20 protein-coding genes are annotated in these 24,734 nt (G+C 65.7%); 7 read left to right on the forward strand and 13 right to left on the reverse strand.

What is annotated here, in order from left to right; translation table 11 throughout:
- Nucleotides 1–50 precede the first annotated feature (50 nt).
- The 3 genes from CBI38_RS29665 to CBI38_RS29675 all read right to left on the reverse strand — a co-directional run bounded on the left by CBI38_RS29665 (nt 51) and on the right by CBI38_RS29675 (nt 5,183).
- On the reverse strand, nt 51–1,997 hold the full coding sequence (locus CBI38_RS29665; RefSeq protein WP_109334582.1) for a primary-amine oxidase: 1,947 nt from the start codon (nt 1,995–1,997) through the stop codon (nt 51–53).
- Nucleotides 1,994–3,508 (reverse strand): APC family permease, encoded by a 1,515-nt coding sequence (locus tag CBI38_RS29670; protein ID WP_109334584.1) that lies wholly within the window; start codon nt 3,506–3,508, stop codon nt 1,994–1,996. Before CBI38_RS29670 ends, CBI38_RS29665 begins: the two co-directional genes overlap by 4 nt.
- A gap of 169 nt (nt 3,509–3,677) precedes the next feature.
- Nucleotides 3,678–5,183, reverse strand: coding sequence for an aldehyde dehydrogenase family protein (locus tag CBI38_RS29675; protein WP_109335469.1), 1,506 nt, complete (start codon nt 5,181–5,183; stop codon nt 3,678–3,680).
- A gap of 418 nt (nt 5,184–5,601) precedes the next feature.
- Here CBI38_RS29675 and CBI38_RS29680 point away from each other — a divergent pair, with 418 nt between their 5' ends.
- Nucleotides 5,602–7,059 carry an APC family permease gene (locus tag CBI38_RS29680; protein WP_109334586.1) on the forward strand — a complete coding sequence of 486 codons (1,458 nt, stop codon included), beginning with the start codon at nt 5,602–5,604 and terminating at the stop codon, nt 7,057–7,059.
- The gene (locus tag CBI38_RS29685; protein WP_109335470.1) at nt 7,056–7,811 is read left to right on the forward strand and encodes an IclR family transcriptional regulator; all 756 of its coding nucleotides are present in this window, start codon (nt 7,056–7,058) and stop codon (nt 7,809–7,811) included. Before CBI38_RS29680 ends, CBI38_RS29685 begins: the two co-directional genes overlap by 4 nt.
- Before the next feature lie 17 nt (nt 7,812–7,828).
- On the opposite strand, the gene CBI38_RS29690 is transcribed toward CBI38_RS29685, so the two are convergent.
- Entirely contained in the window at nt 7,829–8,602 is a 774-nt protein-coding gene (locus CBI38_RS29690; protein WP_109334588.1) for an MBL fold metallo-hydrolase, read from the reverse strand.
- A 172-nt stretch (nt 8,603–8,774) separates the two neighbouring features.
- Between CBI38_RS29690 and CBI38_RS29695 the strand changes: the two genes are divergently transcribed.
- The gene (locus tag CBI38_RS29695) at nt 8,775–9,599 is read left to right on the forward strand and encodes a fumarylacetoacetate hydrolase family protein (RefSeq protein WP_230990011.1); all 825 of its coding nucleotides are present in this window, start codon (nt 8,775–8,777) and stop codon (nt 9,597–9,599) included.
- Here the strand turns inward: CBI38_RS29695 and CBI38_RS29700 are convergent.
- The 4 genes from CBI38_RS29700 to CBI38_RS29710 form a co-directional block, all read right to left on the reverse strand.
- Nucleotides 9,589–10,185 (reverse strand): DinB family protein, encoded by a 597-nt coding sequence (locus CBI38_RS29700; RefSeq protein WP_109334590.1) that lies wholly within the window; start codon nt 10,183–10,185, stop codon nt 9,589–9,591. The genes CBI38_RS29695 and CBI38_RS29700 overlap by 11 nt on opposite strands.
- Nucleotides 10,186–10,194: 9 nt before the next feature.
- The gene (locus CBI38_RS29705) at nt 10,195–10,806 is read right to left on the reverse strand and encodes a hypothetical protein (RefSeq protein WP_109334592.1); all 612 of its coding nucleotides are present in this window, start codon (nt 10,804–10,806) and stop codon (nt 10,195–10,197) included.
- Nucleotides 10,807–10,936: 130 nt separating this feature from the next.
- On the reverse strand, nt 10,937–11,098 hold the full coding sequence (locus CBI38_RS38575; RefSeq protein ID WP_201453392.1) for a hypothetical protein: 162 nt from the start codon (nt 11,096–11,098) through the stop codon (nt 10,937–10,939).
- A gap of 82 nt (nt 11,099–11,180) precedes the next feature.
- Nucleotides 11,181–13,385 carry a serine/threonine-protein kinase gene (locus tag CBI38_RS29710; RefSeq protein WP_109334594.1) on the reverse strand — a complete coding sequence of 735 codons (2,205 nt, stop codon included), beginning with the start codon at nt 13,383–13,385 and terminating at the stop codon, nt 11,181–11,183.
- A 294-nt stretch (nt 13,386–13,679) separates the two neighbouring features.
- Between CBI38_RS29710 and CBI38_RS29715 the strand changes: the two genes are divergently transcribed.
- The gene (locus CBI38_RS29715) at nt 13,680–15,035 is read left to right on the forward strand and encodes an MCE family protein (RefSeq protein WP_109334596.1); all 1,356 of its coding nucleotides are present in this window, start codon (nt 13,680–13,682) and stop codon (nt 15,033–15,035) included.
- Nucleotides 15,036–15,158: 123 nt separating this feature from the next.
- Nucleotides 15,159–16,142: a dioxygenase family protein gene (locus tag CBI38_RS29720; protein ID WP_109334597.1), complete on the forward strand. Its 984-nt coding sequence runs from the start codon at nt 15,159–15,161 to the stop codon at nt 16,140–16,142.
- A 44-nt stretch (nt 16,143–16,186) separates the two neighbouring features.
- Here the strand turns inward: CBI38_RS29720 and CBI38_RS29725 are convergent, their stop codons facing one another.
- On the reverse strand, nt 16,187–16,771 hold the full coding sequence (locus tag CBI38_RS29725) for a TetR/AcrR family transcriptional regulator (RefSeq protein ID WP_109334599.1): 585 nt from the start codon (nt 16,769–16,771) through the stop codon (nt 16,187–16,189).
- A 101-nt stretch (nt 16,772–16,872) separates the two neighbouring features.
- On the opposite strand from CBI38_RS29725, the gene CBI38_RS29730 reads away from it, so the two are divergent.
- A complete protein-coding gene (locus tag CBI38_RS29730) occupies nt 16,873–18,015 on the forward strand; it encodes an acyl-CoA dehydrogenase family protein (protein ID WP_109334601.1) in 1,143 nt (380 codons plus the stop codon).
- 61 nt (nt 18,016–18,076) lie between these two features.
- Here the strand turns inward: CBI38_RS29730 and CBI38_RS29735 are convergent, their stop codons facing one another.
- Both CBI38_RS29735 and CBI38_RS29740 read right to left on the reverse strand, forming a co-directional pair.
- Nucleotides 18,077–19,252, reverse strand: coding sequence for an Nramp family divalent metal transporter (locus CBI38_RS29735; protein WP_109335472.1), 1,176 nt, complete (start codon nt 19,250–19,252; stop codon nt 18,077–18,079).
- Between the two features lie 341 nt (nt 19,253–19,593).
- Complete coding sequence (locus CBI38_RS29740) at nt 19,594–20,532, reverse strand: dihydrodipicolinate synthase family protein (protein WP_109334602.1); 939 nt, start codon at nt 20,530–20,532, stop codon at nt 19,594–19,596.
- Nucleotides 20,533–20,700: 168 nt separating this feature from the next.
- Here CBI38_RS29740 and CBI38_RS29745 point away from each other — a divergent pair, with 168 nt between their 5' ends.
- Nucleotides 20,701–21,729, forward strand: coding sequence for a LacI family DNA-binding transcriptional regulator (locus CBI38_RS29745; protein ID WP_230990013.1), 1,029 nt, complete (start codon nt 20,701–20,703; stop codon nt 21,727–21,729).
- Nucleotides 21,730–21,831: 102 nt separating this feature from the next.
- Here CBI38_RS29745 and CBI38_RS29750 read toward each other — a convergent pair whose 3' ends face one another.
- Together CBI38_RS29750 and CBI38_RS29755 are read right to left on the reverse strand one after the other, a co-directional pair.
- Nucleotides 21,832–22,788 (reverse strand): ERCC4 domain-containing protein, encoded by a 957-nt coding sequence (locus CBI38_RS29750; protein ID WP_204164847.1) that lies wholly within the window; start codon nt 22,786–22,788, stop codon nt 21,832–21,834.
- A gap of 390 nt (nt 22,789–23,178) precedes the next feature.
- Nucleotides 23,179–24,639, reverse strand: a complete 1,461-nt coding sequence (locus tag CBI38_RS29755; protein WP_109334604.1) for a glyceraldehyde-3-phosphate dehydrogenase — start codon at nt 24,637–24,639, stop codon at nt 23,179–23,181.
- Nucleotides 24,640–24,734 lie beyond the last annotated feature (95 nt).

Consider the following 24,734-nt stretch of genomic DNA (forward strand, 5'->3'; position numbering starts at 1 on the left):
CAGAAATTGGCGGGGCGGGCGGTCGTCAGCGCGGCAGCGATGATCACAGCTCAGCCTTCACAGCAATGCTTCGACGTACTCGCCGGCACGTTCAGCGCCGGGTTGTGGTCGAAGAAGCCGACCGGCTTAAGCTTGAACCCGGCGTAGTCGACCGGCATGACCGGCCAGTCCTCGGGCCGGGGAAAGTGCGTGAGCCCGAACGTGTGCCACAGCACCAGGTCTTGCCCCTCGATGTCCCGGTTGCCGGCCACGAACGTCGGCAGACCGGCCTGGCCGGGGTGCTGGTTGACGAAGTCGCCTGCGGGATAACGCTCGGACTCGTCGTATTGCGTGACCCATAGATGTTTGGTCGCGAACGCGGCGCGGGAGGCGATCGAACTGGACGGGTCTGCCAGGAGCACCGGCTGGCCTTCGGGGTGCAGCGCGTACCCGACGTCCTGCCCCAGGCGGTTCTGCTTGGTGGGATTGGTGATGTGCCAGACCCGGGCCTTGAGGTTGTCGGCGGTGCGTTGCCCCTCGGATTCGGTGGTCAGCTTGGTCTTCTGGCAGCGGAAGGCATTGCCCCACGGGTTCTCCGGGCCCATCGGGACGGGCACGGCATCCACTTCCTCGACGGTGTTCACATTGCCGTCGACGGCCATGTCGAGCCGGGCGGAGAAGAGGTGCTGGTGGAACGGGGCGCCGAGGCCGGGCGCCATCTGTGTGGAGAATCCGTCGGTACCGCGGTAGGCGGAGGTGAAGACGATTCCGGTGGCCTTTGCCTCGAGTTCGATGGTGCCGTCGAGGTAGAGATACCAGTAGAACCCGTAATCGTAGTTGCCGATGGTGAGGAAGAACGAGATGACGAGGCGGCGCGAGCGGCGGGTCTCGGTCATGCCGTTGAACATGTCCGTGTGCTTCCACAGGACGCCGTAATCCTCCTCGTGGAGGCAGATCGCGTTCTTCATGACGCGCGGGTCACCGGACTCGTCGGCGATCGTGACGTCGAAGTACTGGATCTCACCGAGACAGTCGCAGCCGAGTTCGAGCGAGTTGGTGTACCGGCCGAACAGGTACTCGCCCTGGTCGAAGTAGTTCTGCCAGTATCGAACCGGGGACGGATCGGCGTAGGGAACCACCATCTCGGCGATCGAGGCACGATAGATCACGGGACGTTCCACTCCCCCGTCGTCGAACGAGAGCTGGTGCAGCGTCAGGCCCTCGCGCACATCGAAACCGAAGCGGAACTTCCAGTCGGCCCAGGTGATCTCGTTGCCGTCGACGGAGAAGCTGGCACCTTCGGGTTGAGTGATCTCGATGGGTTTGAGGTCGGTGCGGGTGGGTGTGGCGTGCGGTTCGGCGTTCCATTCGCCGCGCTCGGCTGGGACGGGAAGCTCGATCTCGTCGACCACCTTCACGACGCGACGCTCGGTGAGGTCGACGTACGCCACGACCCCGTCGATGGGGTGCGCCCACGGCAGGTCCGCCTTGTCCTCCTGGTGGAAGGCGAGGACGCGGACGATGCGGTGTCCGACCTCGTCCTCGTGGCCGAACACGCCGGCCGACAGGGGAACGGCCCGGACCTTCGACGGTTCGATGCCGCGCTTGGCCATCGCCGCGAGCCAGTCGGAGCTGCCGAGCAGGAACGCTTCGATGTCCTCGAACTCCTCGTCGAGGATCGGCACGTGGCCGTCGGTGGCGGAATCGACGGTGGCCCTGCTGATCACGCGGTTCTCCGTCACCGACACGACGAGGTCGGTGCCGATGCCGGTGGAGCGATCGAGCAGCAGGATCCGGGCGCGCCGCTCTATCGGGTCGCCCGGCGTGAACGCGAGGACCGTGGACTTGTGCGGCTCGGCGAGTGCGACGAAGACGAAGCGCACGTGCTCGCCGATCAGTCCCTCGTCGGTGAGGAGTGCTTTCGCCGAACGGATCTCGTCCGCCGACAACGGAGTGAGCGGATGGTCCGGGGCGGCGGAACCGATGGCGGCCGGGGTCTCGGTGGTGGCGGTACTCATCGTGCGATCTCCTTGTCGATGATGGTGTCGTTCGTGTCGTGTTGCGGTAGAGCGGTGTCGATCTGCTGCGACGCAGCGGTGTCATGGCGTGCGGCGTGAGGTCGGAGCACGGCGACGGCCGCTCCGCCGGCGAAGGTTCCTATGAGCAGGACCCCGATGACGGCGGCGAGAGTGCTCGACCCGCCGACGAGAAGGGGAAGGTTGGCGACGGTCATGATCAGGAGCCCGGCCAGGCCGACGAGCCCGAGCAGTGGTGCGATCACGGTGTTCCACGCCCGCCGGTCCACCCGGGTCCGGCCGAAGTAGACGAGGACGGCGACGGAGGTCAGGGTCATCAGTGCGACGATGCCGACCGAGGACACACCGGCGAACCACGCGAACACCTCGGTCACCGGATCGAGTCCGGCAACGGCGGACGCGACGATCAGGACGAGAGCCGACGCCGTCTGCACGACCGACGCGATGTACGGCGACGCGTGCTTGACGTGCGAGCGGCCGCATCCCGCCGGCAGGGCCGCGCTGTTCCCGAGGGAGAAGATGTACCGGGAGAGCACGTTGTGGAAGGACAGCAGGGCGGCGAACAGGCTCGTGATCAGGAAGATCTGGACGAGGTCGCCGGCGATCGCACCCACGTAGCGGGTGGCGGTCTCGGTGATCATCCCTTCCGGATTCTCGGTCGCGACGGCCACGGCACCCTCGTCGCCCCACGCGCTGACCATCGCCCAGCTCGACAGTGCGTAGAAGCCGCCGATCACCAGCAACGCCAGGTAGGTGGCCCGGGGAATGGTGCGGCCCGGGTCGCGGGCCTCGTCCCGGAAGACGGCGGTGGCCTCGAAGCCGATGTACCCGGCGATGGCGAAGATCCGTGCGATGCCGGGTGCTCCGGAGAAGAACTCGGCGGGGTGGAACGCCGCCGTCGAGAATCCCTCGTCACCGCCGCCCCGGACGATGACGGCGGCGTCGATGACGAGGACGATTCCGACCTCGCAGACGAGCAGGACGCCGAGCACCTTGCCGGACAGGTCGATGTGCCGGTATCCGAGGATGGCGACCACGGCCGTCACGGCCAGGGCCCACACGTACCAGGGAAGTTCGGGCCCGCCGTGAGCGGTGACGAAATCGTTGACGGCGGCTCCGATGTATCCGTACACCGCGCCCTGGACTGCCGTGTAGGACAGCAACGCGAGGAATGCGGAGCCGAGACCGGCATGCCGGCCCAGTCCCTGCGTGATGTAGGTGTAGAACGCGCCGGCGCCGGGGAGGTGCTTGGCCATCGCCGTGAATCCGACGGCGAAGAACAGCAATACCACCGTGCAGACGATGTAGGACGCTGGATAGGCGGCGCCGTTGCCCGCTGCGATGCCCAGAGGGACGGTTCCGGCGATCACGGTCAACGGGGCCGCCGCTGCGACGACCATGAACACGATGGCACCCGGACCGAGGGCGCCTGCCAGTCTGCGAGGGGTGCCGTCGCTGACCGCACTCGAGTGCGTGGGAGCGTTGGTTGTCATGGATTCCTTCGACTTTCACGAGGAGAGGGTCTGCGTGAATGCTCCGCGGTGAGCTCTGGGACGAGCATGCGACTGCGGGTTGTCGATGCAGTTGCCGAAGCGGCACAGTCCGTCGACAGCAAATGAGAACGCACGCAGGACGATTCTCATTCGGATCGGGTCGAGGAATCTAGAGGGCGATGTTGACGGACTTGCTCTGGGTGTATTCGGCGATGGCGCCTTCACCGAGTTCGCGGCCCCACCCGGACTGCTTGTAACCACCGAACGGAAGCGCCGTGTCGAACGCATTGTGGCAGTTCACCCACACCGTGCCCGCCTTGATCTCGGCGGCCACCTCGTGGGCGCGGGACACGTCCCGGGTCCATACGCTGGCGGCAAGGCCGTAGGGGGTGTCGTTGGCAGCCGCGCGGACGCCTTCCTCCCGGCTGAACGGCACCGCCACCGCGACGGGGCCGAAGATTTCCTCCTGGTACACGCTGAAGTTCCGGTTCACGTCGACCAGCAGGGTGGGCTCGACGTAGAAGCCGGTGTCGCCGTGCCGCTGCCCACCCGAGAGCGCGCGGGCACCGTCAGCGAGTCCGGCGTCGATGTATCCGGTGACCTTGCCCAACTGCTCCTGGGAGATCAGCGGGCCGATGTCGTTGGTGGGGTCGAGTCCCGGTCCGATCTTCTGCGACTTCGCGAAATCGGCGACGCCGGACGTGAATTCGTCGAATATCCGGTCCTCGACGAGCAGGCGTGTTCCCGCCGTGCAGGCCTGGCCGTGGTTGAACAGGAACCCGCTGGCCACGCCGGGAATCGCGGCCTCGAGGTCGGCGTCGGAGAAGATCACCTGCGGGCTCTTGCCACCGAGTTCGAGGGACACCTTCTTCAGGTTCCCCGACGCGGCATTGACGATCTTCTTTCCGACCTCGGTCGAACCGGTGAACGCGACCTTGTCGACGTCGTCGTGACTCGACAGCGCCGCGCCGATGTCACCGAAACCGGTAAGCACGTTGAACACGCCGTCGGGGACGCCGGCCTCGGCGATCACCTCGGCGAGGAGCAGCGCGGTGAGCGGTGTCTGCTCCGCGGGCTTGAGGATCATGGTGTTCGAGCAGGTCAGTGCTGGGGCCACCTTGAACGCGGCCATCACCAACGGGAAGTTCCAGGGGATGATCTGCGCGCACACGCCGACCGGTTCGCGGGTGGTGAAGGCGTGGAAGCGGGCTCCGGGCGCCCACGGCACCGACACGGGGATGGTGCGGCCTTCGATCTTGGTGGCCCAGCCTGCGTAGTAGAAGAAGATCTCCGCGGCCCACGTCACGTCGACGGCCTTCGCGACCGCCACGGACTTGCCGTTGTCGATCGACTCGAGCTGCGCGAACTGATCGGCCCGGGCCAGAATCCCGTCACCGATCTTCCAGAGGATCCGCTGACGTTCCGCGGGAGTGAGCGAGCGCCACGGCCCGGACTCGAAGGCCCGCCGGGCCGCCGCTACCGCCCTGTCCACGTCTTCGATTCCGGCGTGCGGCACTGTCGTGATCACCTGTCCGGTTGCGGGATCGACCGTCTCGAACCTCCCGCCCGACGCCGAGTCCACCCATCGGCCGTCGACGAACATGCGCTTCGGTGACGATACGAAGTCGACGACTCGGGGGTCGAGTCCGGCGGGGGTGTGAACGACTGCAGTCATCATGTCCTCTTCGATGGGGTGAATGAATCAGTGAATGAATCTGGCTTCTGCAGAACACTTTTGGCGGTAGTTATCGCTTCGTCGTGCTGTGGCCCGAACCCACGATAAGCCCCGAATGTGTCGCCAGTCACTACCAAATCCGGATGGGAATCAGCGACTGCAGCATTCTCATTCGACTTTTCCGACCACGGCGGCACCGATTCTCATTCCGGCTTTTCGGGTCGGTGCAGCTGATCCACGGCATGTGCCGACGCGGCCCCCGGAATCGGGAGCACATTCTCCGGCCATTCTCATTCGAGGTGATCGAAAATTAATTCCGATCGGAGCATCGCGCTCGTCTCCTGCGCTAGCGTGCACTCATGCAGCCCCGGGTCGATCACTCGCTCGAGGCCGGCCGGAAAGTGTAGAGAGCAGGTGCATGGTGTCCGGTACACCGAGAATCAGAAGTAGATCACCGGTCGCCGGTCTCGAGCGGGCGCGTCTGAGTTTCGTCCAGGTGCTCGGGCAGTCCGTTTCCGCGGTCGCACCGTCGGCCGTGATGGTCACGCTGCCTGCTCTCGTCATACCCGACGCGGGCCGGGCGACCATTGCGGTGTTCGTCGCGGCGGCGATTCTGATGACGGCGGTCGGCTACTGCATCGGACAGTTCGCCACCCGGATGGTGGCCGTCAGCGGTCTCTACAGCTACATCGTGAAGGGACTCGGGGCGGTGCCCGGTTTCGGCGGAGGCTGGTCGCTTCTCGTCGGTTACGCGGCCGCGGCCATGGCGAGCACGCTCGGTGCCGCGAGTTACCTCGCCGCGCTACTCGGCCGAGTCGGGCTTCCGGCGGGGTCGCCCCTCATCGCGGTCCTCGCGGCGATCGTCGGACTGCTCGCCCTTCTCCTCATGGTCCGGGGCGTGCAATTGTCGGCGCGGATCATGCTCGCCATCGAGGTCTTCGCGATCGTGGCCGCCTCCGCCGCGTTGGTGGTCGCGTTCGTGCAATCGGTCCGCGAGGGCGCGACCCCATCCGCGGGCGGCGCGAAATCAGGTTCCGCGGTCGGGTTCGCTTTACTGCTCGCGATCACGTCGTTCGTCGGGTTCGAAAGCGCGGGCACGGTGGCGCGGGAAGCCCGCAACCCGTTCGTCGCCGTTCCCCGCGCCATCCGGTGGACCCCGATCGCCCTGGGTGTTTTGTACGTGTTCGCGGCCGCCCTGCAGTTGCCGGAGCCGGTGCGGCAGGGAGTCGACTCGCTGCCGATCGTCCTCACGTTGCCCGACACCTCGGGCGCAGGTTCGTCGACGCTGTCGATCGTCATGGAACTCGGTATTAGCGCCTCGTGGTTCGCGTGCGTCCTCGGTTCGACGACGGCGCTGTCGCGCACCCTGTTCGCGATGGGCCGCGAAGGGGTGGTTCCGAACGTGTTCGGCCGGACGCACCACCGGTTCCATACTCCGCATGTGGCGTTGACGGCCGCGATGCCGGTCGTCGTCGCGGTGCCCGTCTTCTACCTGTTCGTCAGCGGTTCGAGCCGCGACGTCCTGATCGGACTGCTCGCCGTTTCCGCCCACGGCTACGTCCTCGCGTACGTCCTGCTGTGTGTCGCGACGCCGGCGTTCCTCCGGCGGATCGGCGAACTGACTCGACTTCCCGTGATCGTCGGCGTGCTGACGGCGACCGCGATGGTCGCACTGGTCGGGTGGGCGGCGTTCTCGCGGACATATGTCGCGGGCGCGGCGACCGCCGTCTACCTGTTTCTGATGCTTGTCGGCGCCGCGGTCTTCGCGATCCGCGCGCGTCGGTCCCCTGGAATCGAAGAACGGATGGGTGTGTACGACGAGGCCGTGGCCGAAGACCTGCTGGTGCGGTACCGACCGTGGGAGGTCCGCCGATGAGTGCCGACGACAGAGCCCTGTCGGGGCGTCAGCCGAAGGCCGTCACCAGCGCACTGCGGGTGCTCGAGGAGGTGGCCCGGGCCGGCTCGGGTGTCACAGCGAAAGGCATCGCGGCCCGCCTGTCGATGCCGTCGGCGACGACGTACCGACTGCTCAACATCCTCGTGGGCGAAGGTTATGTGGTGCGGCTCCCCGACCTGTCCGGGTTCGCGCTCGGACAGAAGATCGGAATCCTCGTCGACGCGGCCGTCGTGCCCACCGTATGTGCGGCGGCGCGTGAGGTTCTCGCCGAACTGCGACTGTCGGTGCGCTTCGGGGTCCACCTGTTCTTCTACACCAACGTCGCCGTCCGCACGGCCGACGCCGACCCCGAATACCCGCCGCCGGAGGACGAGTCGTTTCTCAACCAGCACCTTTACGCGTGCGCGGTCGGCAAGCTCCTCCTCGCGGAGAAATCGGAACTCGAATCCGTGTTTCCCCGTTGGGAGCCACGGGCGCTGACAGCCCGTACGATCGTCGCGAGGAGCGAGCTGCTCGCGAATCTGGACCTGGTCCGGAGCCAGGGCTTCGCCACCCAACTCGCCGAACTCCGGGACGCGTCGGCCTGCATCGCCGTCCCCATCCGATCCGATACGGGCGCGCTCATAGCGAGCATCGCGCTGTCCGGGCACGTCGATCACCACCACCTGATGCTGAGACACGTCCCGTCGCTGCAGGAACAGGCCGGCCGGCTCGGACGGTTCATCGCCTGACCCGGATGGAAGTTCGTTCAGGTGCGGGCGGAACCGTTCTTGCCGGCGGCTCGCTCGCGAACCGTAGCGACGGCGTCACGGATCGGGGTGCGCTGTGTTCGGCCGTGACCCGGAATGAGCAGATCGGCGTCGAGGGTGGCCAGGGCGTCGAGCGACGCAAGGGCCTCCTCTTGGGAGTGATGGAACATCGGGAGCAGCAGCTGCGGACCCACTGTGCGGGAAGTGGGGTGCCCCGTCACGAGGCTGTCTCCGGTCGCCACCGCGCCGACAGACGGTAGGTAGTACGACGTGTGCCCGGACGTGTGGCCGGTGGTCGCCACCGGGAGCGGGGTGCCGGGAAGGTCGAGAGGACCCGCGGCGGGGAACTCGGCGGCGTGGGGCACGGTGACGTGACGTGTCGCGCCCGCCCGGGCGATGCGCAGGGACCACCGCAACATTCCCGGCCGCCAGATGTTCTTGACGACGTCCATCTCACCGGCCTGTTCGAGGTACTCCCGCTTGGCGTGTGATGTCTCCACCGCGGACATGTACACCGGCGTTCCGTACTTGTCGCGGAAGTGGTTGATCGCTCCGATGTGATCGATGTGCGCGTGTGTCAGGAGAATTGCCCGAACATCCTCCGGCCGGCCACCGATGGAACGAATGGATTCTTCCACGGCAGGAACGTCGGCGGGGTAACCCGCGTCGATCAGCGTCAGGTCCGTGCCATCCCGCAACAGGACCCAATTGACATCGGTCCCCGTCACACAGAACACATTCTGTTCGACCTCGACCACAGTAGGACTCGGCACAGCATCCCCCTCAGCACGTCGCGACCTTCCACGCTAGCAGCCGACACTGTATAACCGGAGGGTCACTACCGAGGGGGAGAGGGCAGACGCAGTGCGCATCCGGCGAGTACGGACGACGGCAGGAATCGAGCACGAACAATGGCACGCAGATGGGTGGACGAAGATTGAATCGGTGCCGGCATGGGCACGATCGCCCTTTACCACTGAGTGGGACATCGACACCGCGGACCGGCACCTACGCAACTCCGTCCAGTTGATGCCGTTCCAGCCGTTGTCATTTCGCGACTTCATGCTGTACGAGAAGCACAATATAGATGCGTCGCGTGGCTATGCCAGACGTTTCATGCCTGCCGCATACCGGGTGACACAGGCCTATGAAGCTCTCCGGCGAGCGCCCTTTCCCCGGTTCACCCCGCCGCGGTTGTTCTATCGGCAGCCCATGTACTACATGGGCAACCACCTGGCTTTCGTCCCGTCGGGCACCCCGATCGGTGCGCCGTCGTACTCCTCCGCTCTCGACTACGAGCTGGAACTCGGTTTCGTGTTGGCCGAACCATTACTCGACGCCACCCCAGCGGAAGCTCTCGCTGCAGTGGGCGCGTTTGTACTCGTCAACGACTTCTCCGCCCGGGACGTCCAGAAAGACGAGATGGACAGTGGCTTCGGACTGCAGAAGGCGAAGCACTTCGCGAGCTCCATGTCGCCGACCGCCGTGACAGCGGACGAAATACTGCCACACCTCGATCGGCTCACCGGCAGCGTGCGTCTCAACGGCAAGACGGTGGCCACCGTGTCGAGCGCGGGGATGCAGTGGGGAATCGGTGAGGTTCTCGCTCACGCCAGCCGGTCCGAACAACTCCTCCCCGGGGAACTGTTCGCGACGGGCACCCTCCCGGGCGGATGCGCCCTCGAGAATGGAGCTTGGCCGGAGCCGGGACAAACCCTCACCCTGACGCTCGACCGGGTAGGCGAAATCGAACACCCCATCACGGCCTGACTTCCGCCTCCGCGTCGAAATTGAGCGCCGCCTTACGCAGGTACAGATCGCGGAGCAAGGCGATCTCGGCGCCGTGATGGATGACTTCCCGGTTCACGTGCAACACGAGGGCCGCCATCGAGCGATCCGCGAACGGCCCCTCACTGGGACCGCAGGGACGGGCAAGGGCATCATCTGTCAGGCTCGCGACTCCTCGCACCCACAAGTCGTACATCTCGTCGAGTTGGTCGAGCGCCTCCGCAGCCGTACCGGCGTAGTCGAAGCTCTGGTAGTCGACCGGACGACCCCCGAAGTGACTGCTGATACGAGCCCCGAAGACGCCGACGATGATGTGGCCGAGACGCCACGCGATGGTGGTGACCGGTGGCGGATCCGGTGCAGGAAAGGCGAATTCGATCGTGAAGGCTCCGCTGCCGGCCTGCACGGGCGCGTTCGAAGTGCCGCGCGGGCGCACACTCCAGCAGTCGGGTACCGGCTCCCAGAAGTATTCGTCGTCACTCAGCCCCGCCAGCCTGCTTCGCAACTGCTGCTGCCAGTGCCAGCTCAGCTGATCACCCAGTTCGTACGACGAGTCGAGCGAGTGCATCGAAAGTACTCAGTTCTCCTGTGCCAGTTCTACATCGGGGAATTCTACGGTCACACCCTCCGCCATCGGTGGGGCCTCTCCGGCTTCGGCGTGCCGGAAGAACGTCGGCACACCGAGCGCTGCACGCAGGGTGTAGCGCCCCGGATCCGGCACCGAGAAGTTGTTCGCATAGTGGTAGAAGGTGCTGTAATAGAAATTCAGCGGCTTCGTCTCCACCACTCGACCGTCGGCGGCCACCACCTCGAGCGTGATCGGCACATTCGGCACGATCCGGCCGGTCGCTGCCTCGAACGGGATGATCTCGATGTGGTGCGTTTCTCCGGGCGCCGGCTCACGGAAGCGCTGACCGGGACCGTCCGCCTCGTACCACGGCTCGGCCGGCTCGACGATGTACGCCACCCGCCACGCCCCGGAATCCGTCTCACCACCCTCGGCGGCGATCTCTTCCTCGAGGGTCTCGTACTGCTCTGCCACGCCGGCCGGCACGGCCTCCGCTGCGGCTGAGGCGCTCGGACCAGCCGTCGCATCGGCCGAGTCGGTGCCGCTGTCACCGCAGGCAGAAGCGAGCGTCACTGCGCCGACGGCAGCAAGGGTCATGCACATGCGAGGCATCCGTTCCATAAGGTCCTCCTCAGGGCACCGTAGCGGAACAAGGCAAGGCTAAGTTAGCACCCGCGATGAATCGGATTGGGCGGAATGCACAATCCCCTCACGGGATCCGTTCGGTGTCGCCGAGAACGGTTACCTCGGGTTACGAAGTGTGTGTTCGCCTGTCGATGTCTTTGTCGACGGCGGTGGCGATGTCGTGGACGAGCCGGGAGTGCCAGTGTTTGTGTGCCTCGAGGTCGGCGGTGAGGGCGTGGCAGTCGGGGCACTCCGAGGAGGCGGGACCGGATTCGGCTGTATTTTCCATGGCGCTGCGCTTTCTGAGAGAAATCGTTGCTCTTCCACCGTGGCACGGGCGCGACCGATAGTCCACGGCCGCAGTTGATGCGCTAGACCACCCGCTCCAACGCGCGCACGTCAGCATCCAGCTTCCTGTACAACCAGTACACCGCGACGAATGCCAGCCCGGAGGCCGCGCACAAACCGAGGACCGAATCGCGCACGAGCGGAAGCTCCGCGGGTTCGAGGGTGCTGAATCCGGCCAACACCCCGACGAGGGGCACCGATGCCGTCACTGCCAGATAGACAGTGGTTCTCCGACGCAGCCCGTGTAGCACGACGGCGTCGTGCGCGGTCGTGACGCCGTGGCGCAGATAGATGGGATAAACACAGCGGACGACGTAGAACGTCGACAGAAAGAAGGTGTACGCAACGGAGATGGTGCCCGACACCAGAACAGTCGTCGCCGCATGGACCATCAACCGGGCCGGAAGGTCGGTGAACCAGCGAAGAATCATCACCCCCGCCACCGAGGCGCAGATGGCGAACACGAACGTGTTCAGCGCACACAAGTCACCCCAGACCAGTGTTCGCGACCGCACTCGCGCGAGGACGGCCTCGTCGTAGCGTCTGCCCTTACGCAAGCCGCGAGGAACCGCGAGCAAATCGCGTGACATGTACGCGTAGATGAGTACCGCAAGCGGCCAGGCACAGAGGTTGAAAACCACAGTGCTCGTGTAGAGCTTCGAATAGGTGGCATCGGACAGGCGATCGTCGAGCAGTTCCTGGAGGTGCACAGCCAGATAGATCGTCGCCAGGCCGATTCCGACCAGCGAAGACGACCACAGGACGGGAGTGGGCCATCGCGAAAGGCGTGCCCGCCAACTGTTCGGAGGCGGATAGACCAGGTCGCGGGACCTCTTCTCCAGGCACAGGTCGAGTTGCTGTGCCAATTCCGAACCGCACGGGTAGCGGTCCTCACGATCGGGCGACAGACACTTCAAAAGCACTCTGCGCAGCGCCATGGGGCAGTCCGGCGGAAGCTCCGACAGGAACCTCGACTCGACGGGCCTGCGCCGCAGTTCGAGCATGCGGGCGAGCGACGTCTCCGACTCGCCGGCGGACGTCGCGTCCGCGAATGGGCGGCGTCCCGTCAGCAGCTCCCACAACATCACGGCGAGCGCGAAGATGTCGCTTCGTGTGTCGAGGTCGGCGGCGGTCGCCGGCGAGCCCGGATGGCATGCTTCGAGCTGTTCGGGCGACATGTACGCCAATGACCCGCCGAAGTACGCCAGCGGACTTGTGCCCTTGATGCGCTTGCTGGAACTGACGTTGAAGTCGGCCAACTTCGGAATTCCCTCGGCGCTCAACAGCACGTTCGCGGGTTTGATGTCTCGGTGCAATACCCCTCGTTCCGATGCATGCTGAAGCGCGTCCGCGAGTCGCCGGCCCAACCAGGCGACTGTTTCCGGCCACGTCAGTGAGGCAGCCCGACCGCGAACGGCAGATTCGCTGGGCCGAACCTCGCCCTTGGCGGCAAGGACCCCGTCGACGGCATCGAGCAGCAATTGACCACTGCGGCGCTCCGGAGGAGTCGCGCGTAGTAGATGCACGACGTCGAGCAGCGTTCCCCCCGGGAGATACTGCATGTAGAGGAGCTTCAATTCGCCGTCCGCAATGAGTCGCTGGTCGAAGATCCGCACGATGTATTCGTGATCGAGCTGGGCGAGAGTCTGCGGCTCGATGCCATGGTTGTGGGAAATCTTGACCGCAACCAGTCGCTGCATCGATTGCTGCCGAGCGAGATACACCTGCGCGAAGGCGCCTGCCCCGATCCTCATCAGGAGGTCGAAGTCGTCGACGCGGTCGCCGACGTCGATGTTGCCGAGAACAACTTGCGCCCGTGGACGAGCGATCATCGTGCTGCGGTAGTCACTCGTGTACTCGTCGAGCTCAGGGTTTCCCGCCATGGTGGCGGCCATGGTGGCCGCGTCGACTCCGCGCGAACTTCGGCGGAGGGCGTGGAATTCTTCGTAGACCAGCTCGGCAGGAAGCGGACCATCTTGCAGCTCCGCGAACTCTTCGCGGTAGTCGGTCAGTCGTTTGGGGAAGTCGTGCCGAACCCAGCGGTATTCGAGGTCGATCTTGATCAATTCGATCAGTATCGATCGCCGCTCGGCCGGTTCACGGGGTAAGTAGGCGGACAGGTCAGGTGGGGACCCGGACCCCCAAGCCTCCGAAAATTGTGCCACCACGGTGGCAAGCGCTGTGCGGGTTCGTTCAGCTGATTCGACCAGATCGGTCGGCTCGTACATCGGTAGCTCGGAGTGCCGCCCGAGGCCATCACACAGCGGCTACGCGCGCTGTGGCCTTGTTTCGTTGTCGCCCCACATTGTGTCCTTCCGCCGAGTCTCCCCCGCTCAAGGGTATCGCTCCGATACGAGCGTATGGGCGCAAAGAGGGGGATCGCCCGCGTTCGAGTATTTGTCTGCAACTGCTCCGATGCGGCACCAGAGCCGCCCGCTACGAGGCACGATAGATCAAGGCGTGGGCACTGCTGACACAGTCTCCGCCGTCGACCACCGACGGCGATCGTGAGGGTTGACGAAATGATAAGCACGACATCGGTCGTGGGCCGCCGCGTACTGGGGCTGGTGTTCTTCCTTGTCCTGGCTCTGTTCCTGGCCGTCACGATCGGCATGTTCGACAAGACGTTCACCAAGGTGGTCAAGATCGGACTGGTCACCGACACCGTCGGAAATGCGCTCCCGCCCAACGCGGACGTCAAGGTGCGTGGCCTGATCGTCGGAGAGGTGCGCTCGGCCTCCACCAAGGAGGGTGAGGTCACCTTGGATCTGGCCATTCAGCCGGACAAGGCCGAGCTCATTCCGTCCAACGCGACGGCGCGATTGTTACCCAAAACCCTGTTCGGCGAACGGTACGTGTCGCTGATCGTGCCGGAGGGGGACACGGCTCCGCCGATCCAGGCCGGTGACGTTCTCGAGCAGGACAAGAGCGGGAACGCCGTCGAGATCGGCGAGGTCCTCGACGGCTTGCTGCCGCTGCTGCAGGCGATCCCGCCGCAGGACCTGGCGAACACGCTCGGCGCCCTGTCGCAGGGACTCAGTGGACGCGGCACCGAACTCGGTCTGACGCTCGATCGGCTCGAGGAGATCTTCGCCGGACTCAACACGGAGCTTCCTGCCATTCAGGAGGACCTGCGGGGTATCGCGGACTTCTCGCAGACGTATTCGGAGGCGGCACCGGACCTGGTCAACGCGCTCGACAACCTGCGCACGACGGGGAACACGGTCGTCGAGAAGCAAGGTGAGATCTCGCGGCTTCTCTCGGGGCTCATCGGAACGAGTTCGTCCACCGCGGACCTTCTGCACACCAACGCCCAGAACATCGTCATGATCGCCGCCGATTCGCGTGAAGCACTGCAACTCCTCGGCCGTTACTCTCCGAGCTTCGGTTGCACCTTGGCGGACTTCGTGAAGGCCGCACCGATCGCCCGTGAGCTACTCGCGCTGGACGATCCCAATCCAGGCGGTCGAGGGACTGTTCAGTTCATCAACCCGAAGGGTCGCTACCTGCCCAACCAGGACGAGCCGCGCCTGCTCGACGATCGCGGACCCGCCTGCTACGACAACGTCACCGCACCCGGCGGCAAGTTCCCGCAGTACCCGGGTGGATCGTTCAACGACGGCTCCTACCAGGTGCCCACGCGGAATCCCGGCCCCCCGAGCATCGAATACTTTCCCGCGCCGGCCGGCGTCCCGGATCAGGTTCCGGGATGGGGCGCCGAGGTCGTGCCCGCCAGTTACGCGGGTTCGAAGATGGAGCAGGACACGTTGGACGTCGTCTACGGCGAGGCCGGGGGAATTGCGCCGGAAGACGTGCCGAGCTGGACAACACTCGTCGGCGCGCCGACCATCAGGGGAACCGAGGTGACCTTCGAATGACGACGGTCAGGGCCGCTGCGCGGGCCGAGAACAGACATACACCGATCTCACAGCTCACCTCGAGGTTGTCTGCACGTGCCGCTGTTTGCATGGACCTCACAAGGAAGCAGCTATGGAGGGCTCATGACCGACAACGCACGCCATCACTCCGCGGACGCGCACGAACACGACCGCGGACTCACCCACGACCTGAGGACGATGCTCTCGCGCCGCCGCGCCTTGTTCGTGCTCGGAGCGGCGGGCGCGTCTGCACTCGCCGCGTGTTCGTCCTCCGGATCGACCATCACTGCGACGTCCGCGTCGAGCGAAGAGGCAGCGTCGTCGGCCGTCGCCACCGACGGCACCTGTGTGGCAGCGGCGCCGCAGGAAACAGCCGGGCCTTACCCGGGTGACGGTTCCAACGGGCCTAACGTTCTGATCGAGTCGGGCGTGGTGCGTCAGGACATCCGCAGCAGCTTCGGGTCGTACTCGGGCACCGCGGAGGGCGTCCCGACGACCATCGAATTGTCACTTCAGGATTTGTCGAACGACTGCGCGGCCGGGACAGGCATGGCCGTCTATCTATGGCATTGCAACCGGGACGGAGAGTACTCCCTCTATGGCCAGGACATCGCCGAGCAGAACTATCTGCGCGGCGTCCAGGTGGCGGACTCTGCCGGAGCCGTGTCGTTCACGTCCATCTTCCCGGCCTGCTACTCGGGGCGCTGGCCACATATCCATTTCGAAGTGTTCGACTCCCTGGAAGCCGCGGTGGCGGGAGAGGATCCGCGGTTGACCTCGCAGATCGCGATACCGCAGGACGCGTGCGAGAAAGTCTTCGCCTACGACACCGGATACGCGAAGAGCGTGAGCAACTTGTCGGACGTGTCTCTGCAATCGGACAACGTCTTCGGTGACGGTTGGGACGCCGAGTTGGCGACCGTGACGGGTGAACCCGCCGGCGGAGTGACGATTTCCATCACGATCGGTGTCGCGGAGAAGTCGGCGAACACCGAGTCCGCTCCCGCAGCCCCGCCGGCCGGTGGTCCGGGTGGCGGGCAGCCCCCCTACGGGTCCTCGCGGCCGGTAGGTCCGGGGTCCGAACGAATAGCACTGGGGTGCAGGTAGTTCGACCCTGTGCGTCGTTCCCGATCCAGGGTGCGACGAACTGTTCAGGCACTGATTCCTGCGGTGAGGATGGCGGCGAGTTCGCGGTAGGCGTGGGCGTCGTCGAGGCCGGTGCTGTCGCGGACCCCGCGTTGCTGAATGCGCACCATCATGGTGGTCACGAGATCGGCGGCGAACGCGGCATGGACGTCACGGAAGTCTCCGCCGGCCACACCGTCGTCGATCAAAGCCTTGACGCGCCCGGCCGCGATCTGTGTGTTCTGCTCGTAGACCTCGCGGGCCGGCGGGAAGGCGTCGAGGTCGGCCATGAACTGGTCGGACGCGGCCGTAAGTGCGGTCCCGACTGCGGACAGGTAGGCGCTGATCCGCTCTCGGGCCCCGTTGATTTCTGCGATGTGCGACTCGACGTCCTCGGTGGCGCGGCGGAAGAAATGCACCGTGGCCTCCCGGACGAGCTGCTCCTTGCTGTCGGCGAGGGTGTAGAGGGTGGATTTGGAGCACCGCAGCCGCGCGGCGATCTCGTCGAGAGTCAGATGGGCGAATCCTTCGGCCAGGAAGAGGTCGACCAGCGCGTCGAAGAGCTGGGTGCGCCGTCGCGTCGCGAATCCCGGTCGGGTGATCTGCTCCATACACCGGATAGTACTGGCGCATTCCTTGCAGTACTACTTTCGCATCAGTACTGTGGGCCGTAGCTCAGTACTGTTCTGTCGTCTTCTCGAGGAGAAATTTCGTGGCCGTCGATCGTTTGCTGCCCACCGACGAAGCTCGTGACCTGATTCAGCTCACGCGCGATGTCGCCGACAAGGTCCTGGCGCCGATCGTCGACGAGCACGAAAAGTCCGAAACGTATCCCGAGGGGGTCTTCGCCACCCTCGGTGAGGCCGGACTGCTGAGCCTGCCGTATCCGGAGGAGTGGGGCGGCGGCGGACAGCCCTACGAGGTGTACCTGCAGGTTCTCGAGGAAATCGCCGCCCGGTGGGCGGCGGTCGCGGTGGCGGTCAGCGTCCACAGCCTCGCCTGCCATCCCCTGATGGCCTTCGGCACGGACGAGCAGAAGCAGCAGTGGCTTCCGGACATGCTGGGCGGCAACACCATCGGCGCGTACAGCCTGTCGGAGCCGCAAGCCGGATCGGATGCCGCCGCGCTGGCATGCAAGGCTGCCGCGACTGATGGCGGATATGTGGTGAACGGTGCGAAGGCGTGGATCACCCACGGCGGAATTGCCGATTTCTACAATCTCTTCGCCCGTACCGGCGAGGGGTCGAAGGGCATTTCCTGCTTCCTGGTACCGAAGGGCACCGAGGGCCTCTCGTTCGGCAAGCCCGAGGAGAAGATGGGCCTGCACGCGGTACCCACGACGTCGGCCCACTACGACGACGCCTTCGTCCCGGTCGAACGGCGGATCGGCGCGGAGGGGCAGGGTCTGCAGATCGCCTTCAGTGCACTCGATTCCGGGCGCCTCGGTATCGCCGCCGTCGCCGTCGGTCTCGCCCAGGCCGCGCTCGACGAAGCCGTGAGCTATGCCAAGGAACGGTCGGCATTCGGCAAGAAGATCATCGACCACCAGGGGCTCGGATTCCTGCTCGCCGACATGGCCGCCGCAGTCGACTCGGCGCGCGCCACCTACATCGACGCAGCGCGCCGCCGTGATGCCGGACTGCCCTACTCCCGCAACGCTTCGGTGGCCAAACTCGTCGCCACCGACGCGGCCATGAAGGTCACCACCGACGCCGTCCAGGTGCTCGGCGGCTACGGCTACACCCGCGACTTCCGCGTCGAGCGGTACATGCGGGAAGCGAAGATCACCCAGATCTTCGAGGGCACCAACCAGATCCAACGATTGGTTATCAGCCGCACCCTCGCCGGCAACTGACTACTTCACCAGAGGCGGGTCGGCGCACCGTGTGGTGTGCCGACCCGTCGTCTTGCCTGTTTCAGCTGAGCAGTTCGTAGATCAGCAGGCCGGACAAAGACAGGATCGAGACGAAACCGAGCGCCCCGATGACGTTCTTCCACCAGGTGTTGCGGAGGTTGCCCATCAGCTGGGAGTTGTTGCTCATCACGAAGAGCAGGAACCCGAGGAACGGTGCGATCAGGACAGTCAGCGCCTGAGCGACGATGATGAGCTGGACCGGCGACTTCGTGAACAGGATCGTGATGACGAGACCGAAGGCGAGGATCACGGCGCTGGTGCGTTTGGCCGTCAGCGTGCTGGGCGAAGGTCCTTTGTCGAGCGCGTCCGAGAGCATGGTGCCGCCGGCGGTGGCGTTGGCAACCATCGCGGAGAACGCGGCCCCGGACAGGCCGAGGGCGAAGATCGTCGATCCGACGGGGCCGGCGAGTGGTTCGAAGATCTTTGCCAGGCCGGCGAGAGTGGTTGCTTCGGTGTCCGCCCGTCCGAGGACGGCGGCCGCGACGATGATGACGAGCGAAGTCATGATGCCCGGTGCCACGATGCCCGGAACGGTGTCGGCAATGGTGGTCTGCCGGTATTCGGCCGCGGTGCGCTTTCGTTCGTGGGTGCCGTACGAGGTGAAGAAGGCGGCGTTGAGCGAGAAGTTGGTGCCGACCAGGGCGACGACGAGGAGTTGTCCGCCGGGCGGGATGGAGGGGACGAGCCCGTTCACGGCCTGAAACCAGTCGGGCTGGGCGATGACGGCGCTGATGACGAAGGTGGCCGCCAGCAGCGCGACTATCACCAGCAGGACTCGTTCGACGGTGCGGTATACGTTGCGGAACAACAAGATCAGACCGACGAAGGTGGTACAGACCGCGGACCAGATGAGCGGGGACCCACCGAAGACCATGGACAGACCCAGACCGGAACCGACGGCGTTACCGACCGAGAAACACAGGGTGATGATGAAGACGCCGACTCCGGCGGCGACGCCGACACGGCGACCCAGCACGTCTTTCACCGAGCTGATCATGGACACCGGCGTGCGGATACCGAGTCGGACGCTCATGTCCGCGTAGACGAGCATGAAAACGGTCGAGAGGGCGATGACCCAGATCAGGGAATAGCTGTATTCACTGCCGGCCTGGACGGCGCTGGCGAGGTTGCCGGGACCGAACTGCCACGCGCCGGCGATGAACGCGGGCCCCGCCATCGTCAGGGTGCGGACCCAGGTGCGTTGCGCCCGGCGCGAGCCGGCGGGTGGTCGAGGAGTGTCCGCGACCACAGCATCGCCTCCGGCCGATTCGACTGACGTACGAGATTGCTGACTCATTGTGAGCCTACTTTCTGGTGTTCGAACCGCCGATGCGGTGTGCGGCGCTGACGTGTGGTCGGCGCCGCCGGCTCGAAGGGAAGCTACGGCGACGTACGGCCGCGGTGGGCCGGGGCTACTGGGGGCGCTGCCCGGCCCGGAATATCCGGGCCGGGCCGGCGGGAACGCGCACGGCAGATTCCGGGAAATGCCCGGGAACTGGTCCGACGGGGTGTGCTGGGTCAGGCGGGAACGGTGACCGCGGACAAGCCGGCCGACTGCAGGGCCGCGGCGATCTCGGCACCGGCACCCTCGGCCAACGGAAGCAGCGGCGGGCGGACGGTGGCGTGCTCGAGGATGCCGCGGGCCACCAGACCTTCCTTGAGCGCGACGGTGCCCTCCATGTGCGAGCCGCGGTGATAGACATTGGCCGTCACCGGCAGCAGGCGGTCGTGGATGGCCCGGGCCGCGGGGTAGTCCTTGGCCTTCCCGGCTGCGATCAGCTCGACCAGCGGCTCGGGAGCGAGGCCGCCGTAGCCGACCAGCAGGCCGTCGACGTCGAACACCGTGTGCAGCAGATACTCGTCGTGGCAGCTCAGAATCTGCAGGTCGGGGTTCTCGCGGCGCAGGACCGGGATCTCACGGTCCCACCGGCGCATGTTCCGCACCCCGTTCTTGGTGGCGAACACGCCCGGCTGAGCGGCGATCTCGAGCTGGGTGTCCAGGTTGTACGTGGCCTTGGTGACGTCCGGGTACTGGAACAGAATCAGCGGCAAGCCCGACCCTTCATAGATCGCCTTGTAGCGATCCTGCGGTGCACCCTCCTGGTAGCCGAACCGCAACCACCCATGGGATGGGTAGACCAGGCCGGCGGAGGCGCCGGCGTCGACCGCCCGGCGCGCTTCTTCCACGGAGACGGCGGTCCCTTCGCCGGTGATGCCGGCGATGATGGGCAGCCGGCCGTCCACGGAGTCCTTGAAAGCGGCGATGACGCGAACCTGCTCGTCCTGGGTGAGGAAGGTTCCCTCACCGGCGTGGCCGAGCACGACCAGGCCCTTGACGCCGTCGACACTGCCGAGCCACGAGCCGAGGCGCGCGATGGCGTCGTAGTCGACGTCGCCGTCACGGGTGAAGGGTGTTACCGGCGCCGGAGTGAGTCCGCGAAGGTCGAGTGTGCTCATGATTCTCTTTCCGATCGACGTTGTGCAAACGTTCCCGGGAACGTTCCCGTGAACGATTTCATCGTGCAGTAGAATCGGCGATTGTGTCAAGCGTCACGTGACCGTGGCGGTGTGAACGGGACGTCACCGTGGGTTCGCGGCGGCGCCGGGGAGGTAGACAGGAAGATCGTGGAAGCAAACGCACACGGCAAGAATCGGGTAGTGACTCTGCGTGAGGTCGCGGAGGCCGCGGGGGTAAGCACCTCGACGGTGAGCCGCGTGCTCGACGACCGGGTGCCGCCGTCGCGGTCGGCGACGGCCGAACGCGTCCGCGCGGTCGCCGATCAACTCGGCTACCGGCGCAACACCTTCGCCTCCAGCCTCCGGCGCGGCCACACCGCCACCATCGGGGTGCTGGTGCCGCGGCTCAGCGACACGGTCATGGCGCTGATGTTCGAGGCGATCGGGCGGGCTGCGCATCGGCTCGGTTACTTCACCGTCGTCGCGACCACCGGCGACGACCCCGCCGACGAGCAACAGGCGGCGCAGACTCTCCTCGGTCGCAATGTCGACGGCCTGATCATCGCCTCCAGCCGCCGCGAAGACCCCCTCCCGCGGCAACTGAGAGAACAAGGCCTGCCGCACGCGCTGGTGTTGCGCACCGACGGCGTCAGCCCGTCCTCGATCGGTGACGACGAGGCCGGTGGCTACCTCGCCACCCGGCACCTGATCGACCTCGGGCACACAGACATCGCGGTGCTGTCCGGCCCGCTGTTCACCTCGACCGCCACCGGGCGCCTCGCCGGCGCGATGAAAGCCGTTCGCGAAGCAGGGATCACCCTCGATCCGGACTGGATCATCGAGTCCGGATTCGGAATCGAGAGTGGCGAGGACGCCGGACGTCGGCTCGTCGCCTCCTCGACTCGTCCGACAGCCGTCTTCGCCGCGAACGACAACCTCGCGCTCGGAGTCATGGCCGCAGCGCACCAACGGTCGCTCTCTGTCGGTGAGGATCTGGCCCTGGTCGGTTACAACGACATCCCACTCGCGCAGCGACTGCCGGTTCCCCTGACCTCGGTGCGCACCCCATTCGACCAGATCGCCGCCACTGCCCTCGATCTGCTGTTCTCTTCCGCAGCGATCAGCGATCCGATCCGGCGTGCTCTGCCCACCCTGATCCCGAGACGCTCTTCGGGACCGCACAAATCGCCAAACTGAACGGCGCTGGAGAGGAAGTGCCCAAGGTATGCGAAGTCGACTGCACTTTCGAATCCGATCCGAACAGTGACCCGTTGCCGCATACCGCGCCGAGGATTCCTGTCAGAGTTCGGGATGGGCGGCGGTGTAGGCGTCCCAGACCTCGGGACGCAATCGGCCGCGGTCAGGCACGGGGAAGCCCTGGCCGCGGGCCCACGCGCGAACCTCGGAGGTGGACGGCGCGGGCGCCTCGGCGGGAGTGTCGTTATCCGCCGGTGCGCCCGAGGCGGGTGCTGCGGTGTCGACATCGGCCCAGATGTGGGCGGCCGCAAGGTACCGGTAGGTCCATTGTTCGGCGAGGGCGCGGGTTTCGCAGAAGACGAGCGGCACGTTCGGCCAGCGAATCTGGAGTTCGGCGAGCCCGTCCGCGACGACGGCGGGCCGGACCCGGTCGAGGGCGTATATCGCCGAGTAGCGGTCCTCCACCACGACGGCGGCGCGGGGTAGCGCAGCGAGTTCGGCGAGGGCATAGCGCAGCTTTCCGCTGGTAAGGCTCGATACCAGGTCGGGGAGTGATTTGCGTTCGACCGAAGCGATCAAGGTGTCCTCGCGCAGCAGTCCGTAATCTCCACACGGTAGGGCGCGTTTGACCGTGGTGACCTGCTGGTCGGTGAACCGGTACGGGTATCGCTCGTGCGAGTCGACGACGATGTGCAGGTCGGCGATCCCGGCGGCGCGGGCGGTGGGGGTGCTGACCTTTGGTCGGGCTTGTTTACGGGTGCGCGGGGACTGCCAGAACACCATGTCGCGGCCGCGGGCGGTGGTGAAGACGATCTGGGACCGATTCTCCCTTCCGCGGTCGAGGATGAGGTCGATGGCGGCGCCGCGCCGGGCGCACGACCGCAGTCGTACGCGTTCGACAACCTCGGGGTGTTCTGGCCACTCGCTGATCGGAACCGGGTGGCAGTACAGCGCTTTGGTGCGGGGCCAGGTTCCTGCGGTGCGCAGCACGAGGCCGCCGTCGATGGGCAGCCGGAGCAGATAGGGCAGCTTGGAATCCGGGTCCGGATTGGCAGGCATGAGCAACTCCACACCCGTAGGGTCTCACTGATCTCTGCTCTACACGGTGAAGACGGCGCCGGTTTCATGTCCGGGTGAGGCTCGTGCTCGGCTCCGAGGACGGCCCCGCCGAGTGTGGTCGATGAATCGTCCGGAGACGACGCCGATTCGGATACGTCGACGCGGGACTGACACCGGTGCCCACAGGTGACCCGCTAGAAAGGCAGCATGCCGCGGTTGTCGCGGTCACAGCGGAGTTGACTGCGGCCGGCTTCGCGCACGGTCACGAGATCGGTCGCGGCGGAACCATACGAACGACAAGCTTTCAGCGGCGAGGCCACCGAATACGCGACGACGCCCGGGAGAGCAGCCACTGCTCGGCCCGGGCGCCGCGAACCTACGTGCCGCCGGTCAGACCACGGACATCGCATCAGCGGCGTCGACCGCGGGGTAGATGGGGTACTCCACACCGGACAGGTACTGGACAGTGCGCACCACCTGGCACGAGTATCCGAACTCGTTGTCATACCAGACGTAGAGGATGGCGGTGTCGCCGTCGACGATCGTCGCGTTCGCGTCGACGATGCACGCGGCGCGCGAACCGATGAAGTCACTGGACACGGCGTCGGTTGCAGCGGTGTAGTCGAGGTTCCGGCTCAGCGCTCCGGTGAGCGACTCCTGGCTGAGATGCGCGAGCACCTCCTCCCGGGTGGTCTCGCGACCCAGCTGAAGGTGGAGGATCGCGACGGAAACGTCCGGAGTGGGAACGCGGATCGAGTTGCCAGTGATCTTGGCCTTCAGCTCGGGGAGCGCCTTGGCGACCGCCGACGCGGCTCCGGTCTCCGTGAGCACGAGGTTGAACGGCGCCGAACGACCACGACGGTCGGCCTTGTGGTAGTTGTCCAGGAGGTTCTGGTCGTTGGTGAACGAGTGCACGGTCTCGACGTGCCCTCGGGACACACCGAATTCGTCGTCCATGGTCTTCAGCGGCGGGACGATGGCATTGGTGGTGCAGGACGCGCAGGACACGATCTGCTCGTTCGGGTCGAGGTCGCGGTGATTGACGCCGTGCACGATGTTCGGGACGTCTCCCTTGCCGGGGGCGGTGAGCACCACCTTCGCGACGCCGGGGCGGAGGTGCTTCGACAGTCCGTCGCGGTCGCGCCAGATTCCGGTGTTGTCGATCAGGATGGCGTTGTCGATGCCATGCTCGGTGTAGTCGAGGCTCTCCGGGTCGTTGCTGTAAATGAACTTGATGACGTTGCCGTTGGCGATCAGCGTGTTGTTGTCTGTGTCGACCTTGATCGTGCCGTTGAACTGCCCGTGGACGGAGTCACGGCGCAGCAACGATGCGCGCTTGATCAGATCGTCGCTGCCACCCTTGCGGACCACCACGGCACGTAGGTTCAGCCCGTTGCCCGAACCGGCCTTCTCGATGAGCAGTCGAGCGACGAGGCGACCGATACGCCCGAATCCGTACAGGACCACGTCCTGGGGCTGCGCGGGACTCGTGTGGGCGCCGCCGACCAGGTCGGCGAGGCTCCGTGCAACGAACTCTGGGACCGATGCTCCGTCACCGTTGGCGCGATAGGCCATCACCAGCAGTCCGAGGTCGACCTTCGAGGGCCGAAGGTCGAGGTGAGTCAGCGCTTCGAGGAAGGGGAACGTCTCCTCGACGGACAGTTCGTCGCCGCTGATCTGCCGGGCGAAACGATGGGTCCGCAGGATACTGATGACCGACTTGTTCACCAGGGAGCGGCTGTGAAGCAGGATCGTCACCGAACGTCTGCGGTGCAGGCCGCCGATGATCGGGATCATCGCCTCCGCGAGAGCTTCCTCGGAGTTCCACTGGGCCAGTTCCACTGTGCTCACTGCGCTTGTCTGCCTTCCCGGCTCATGTGTCCTTGGATCGGATGCCGGCGAGCGCACACCCTTCCACCAGCAGTGACCTGGATCACCGGAGCCGG

It is taken from the genome of Rhodococcus oxybenzonivorans (assembly GCF_003130705.1).
Taxonomy (GTDB): domain Bacteria; phylum Actinomycetota; class Actinomycetes; order Mycobacteriales; family Mycobacteriaceae; genus Rhodococcus_F; species Rhodococcus_F oxybenzonivorans.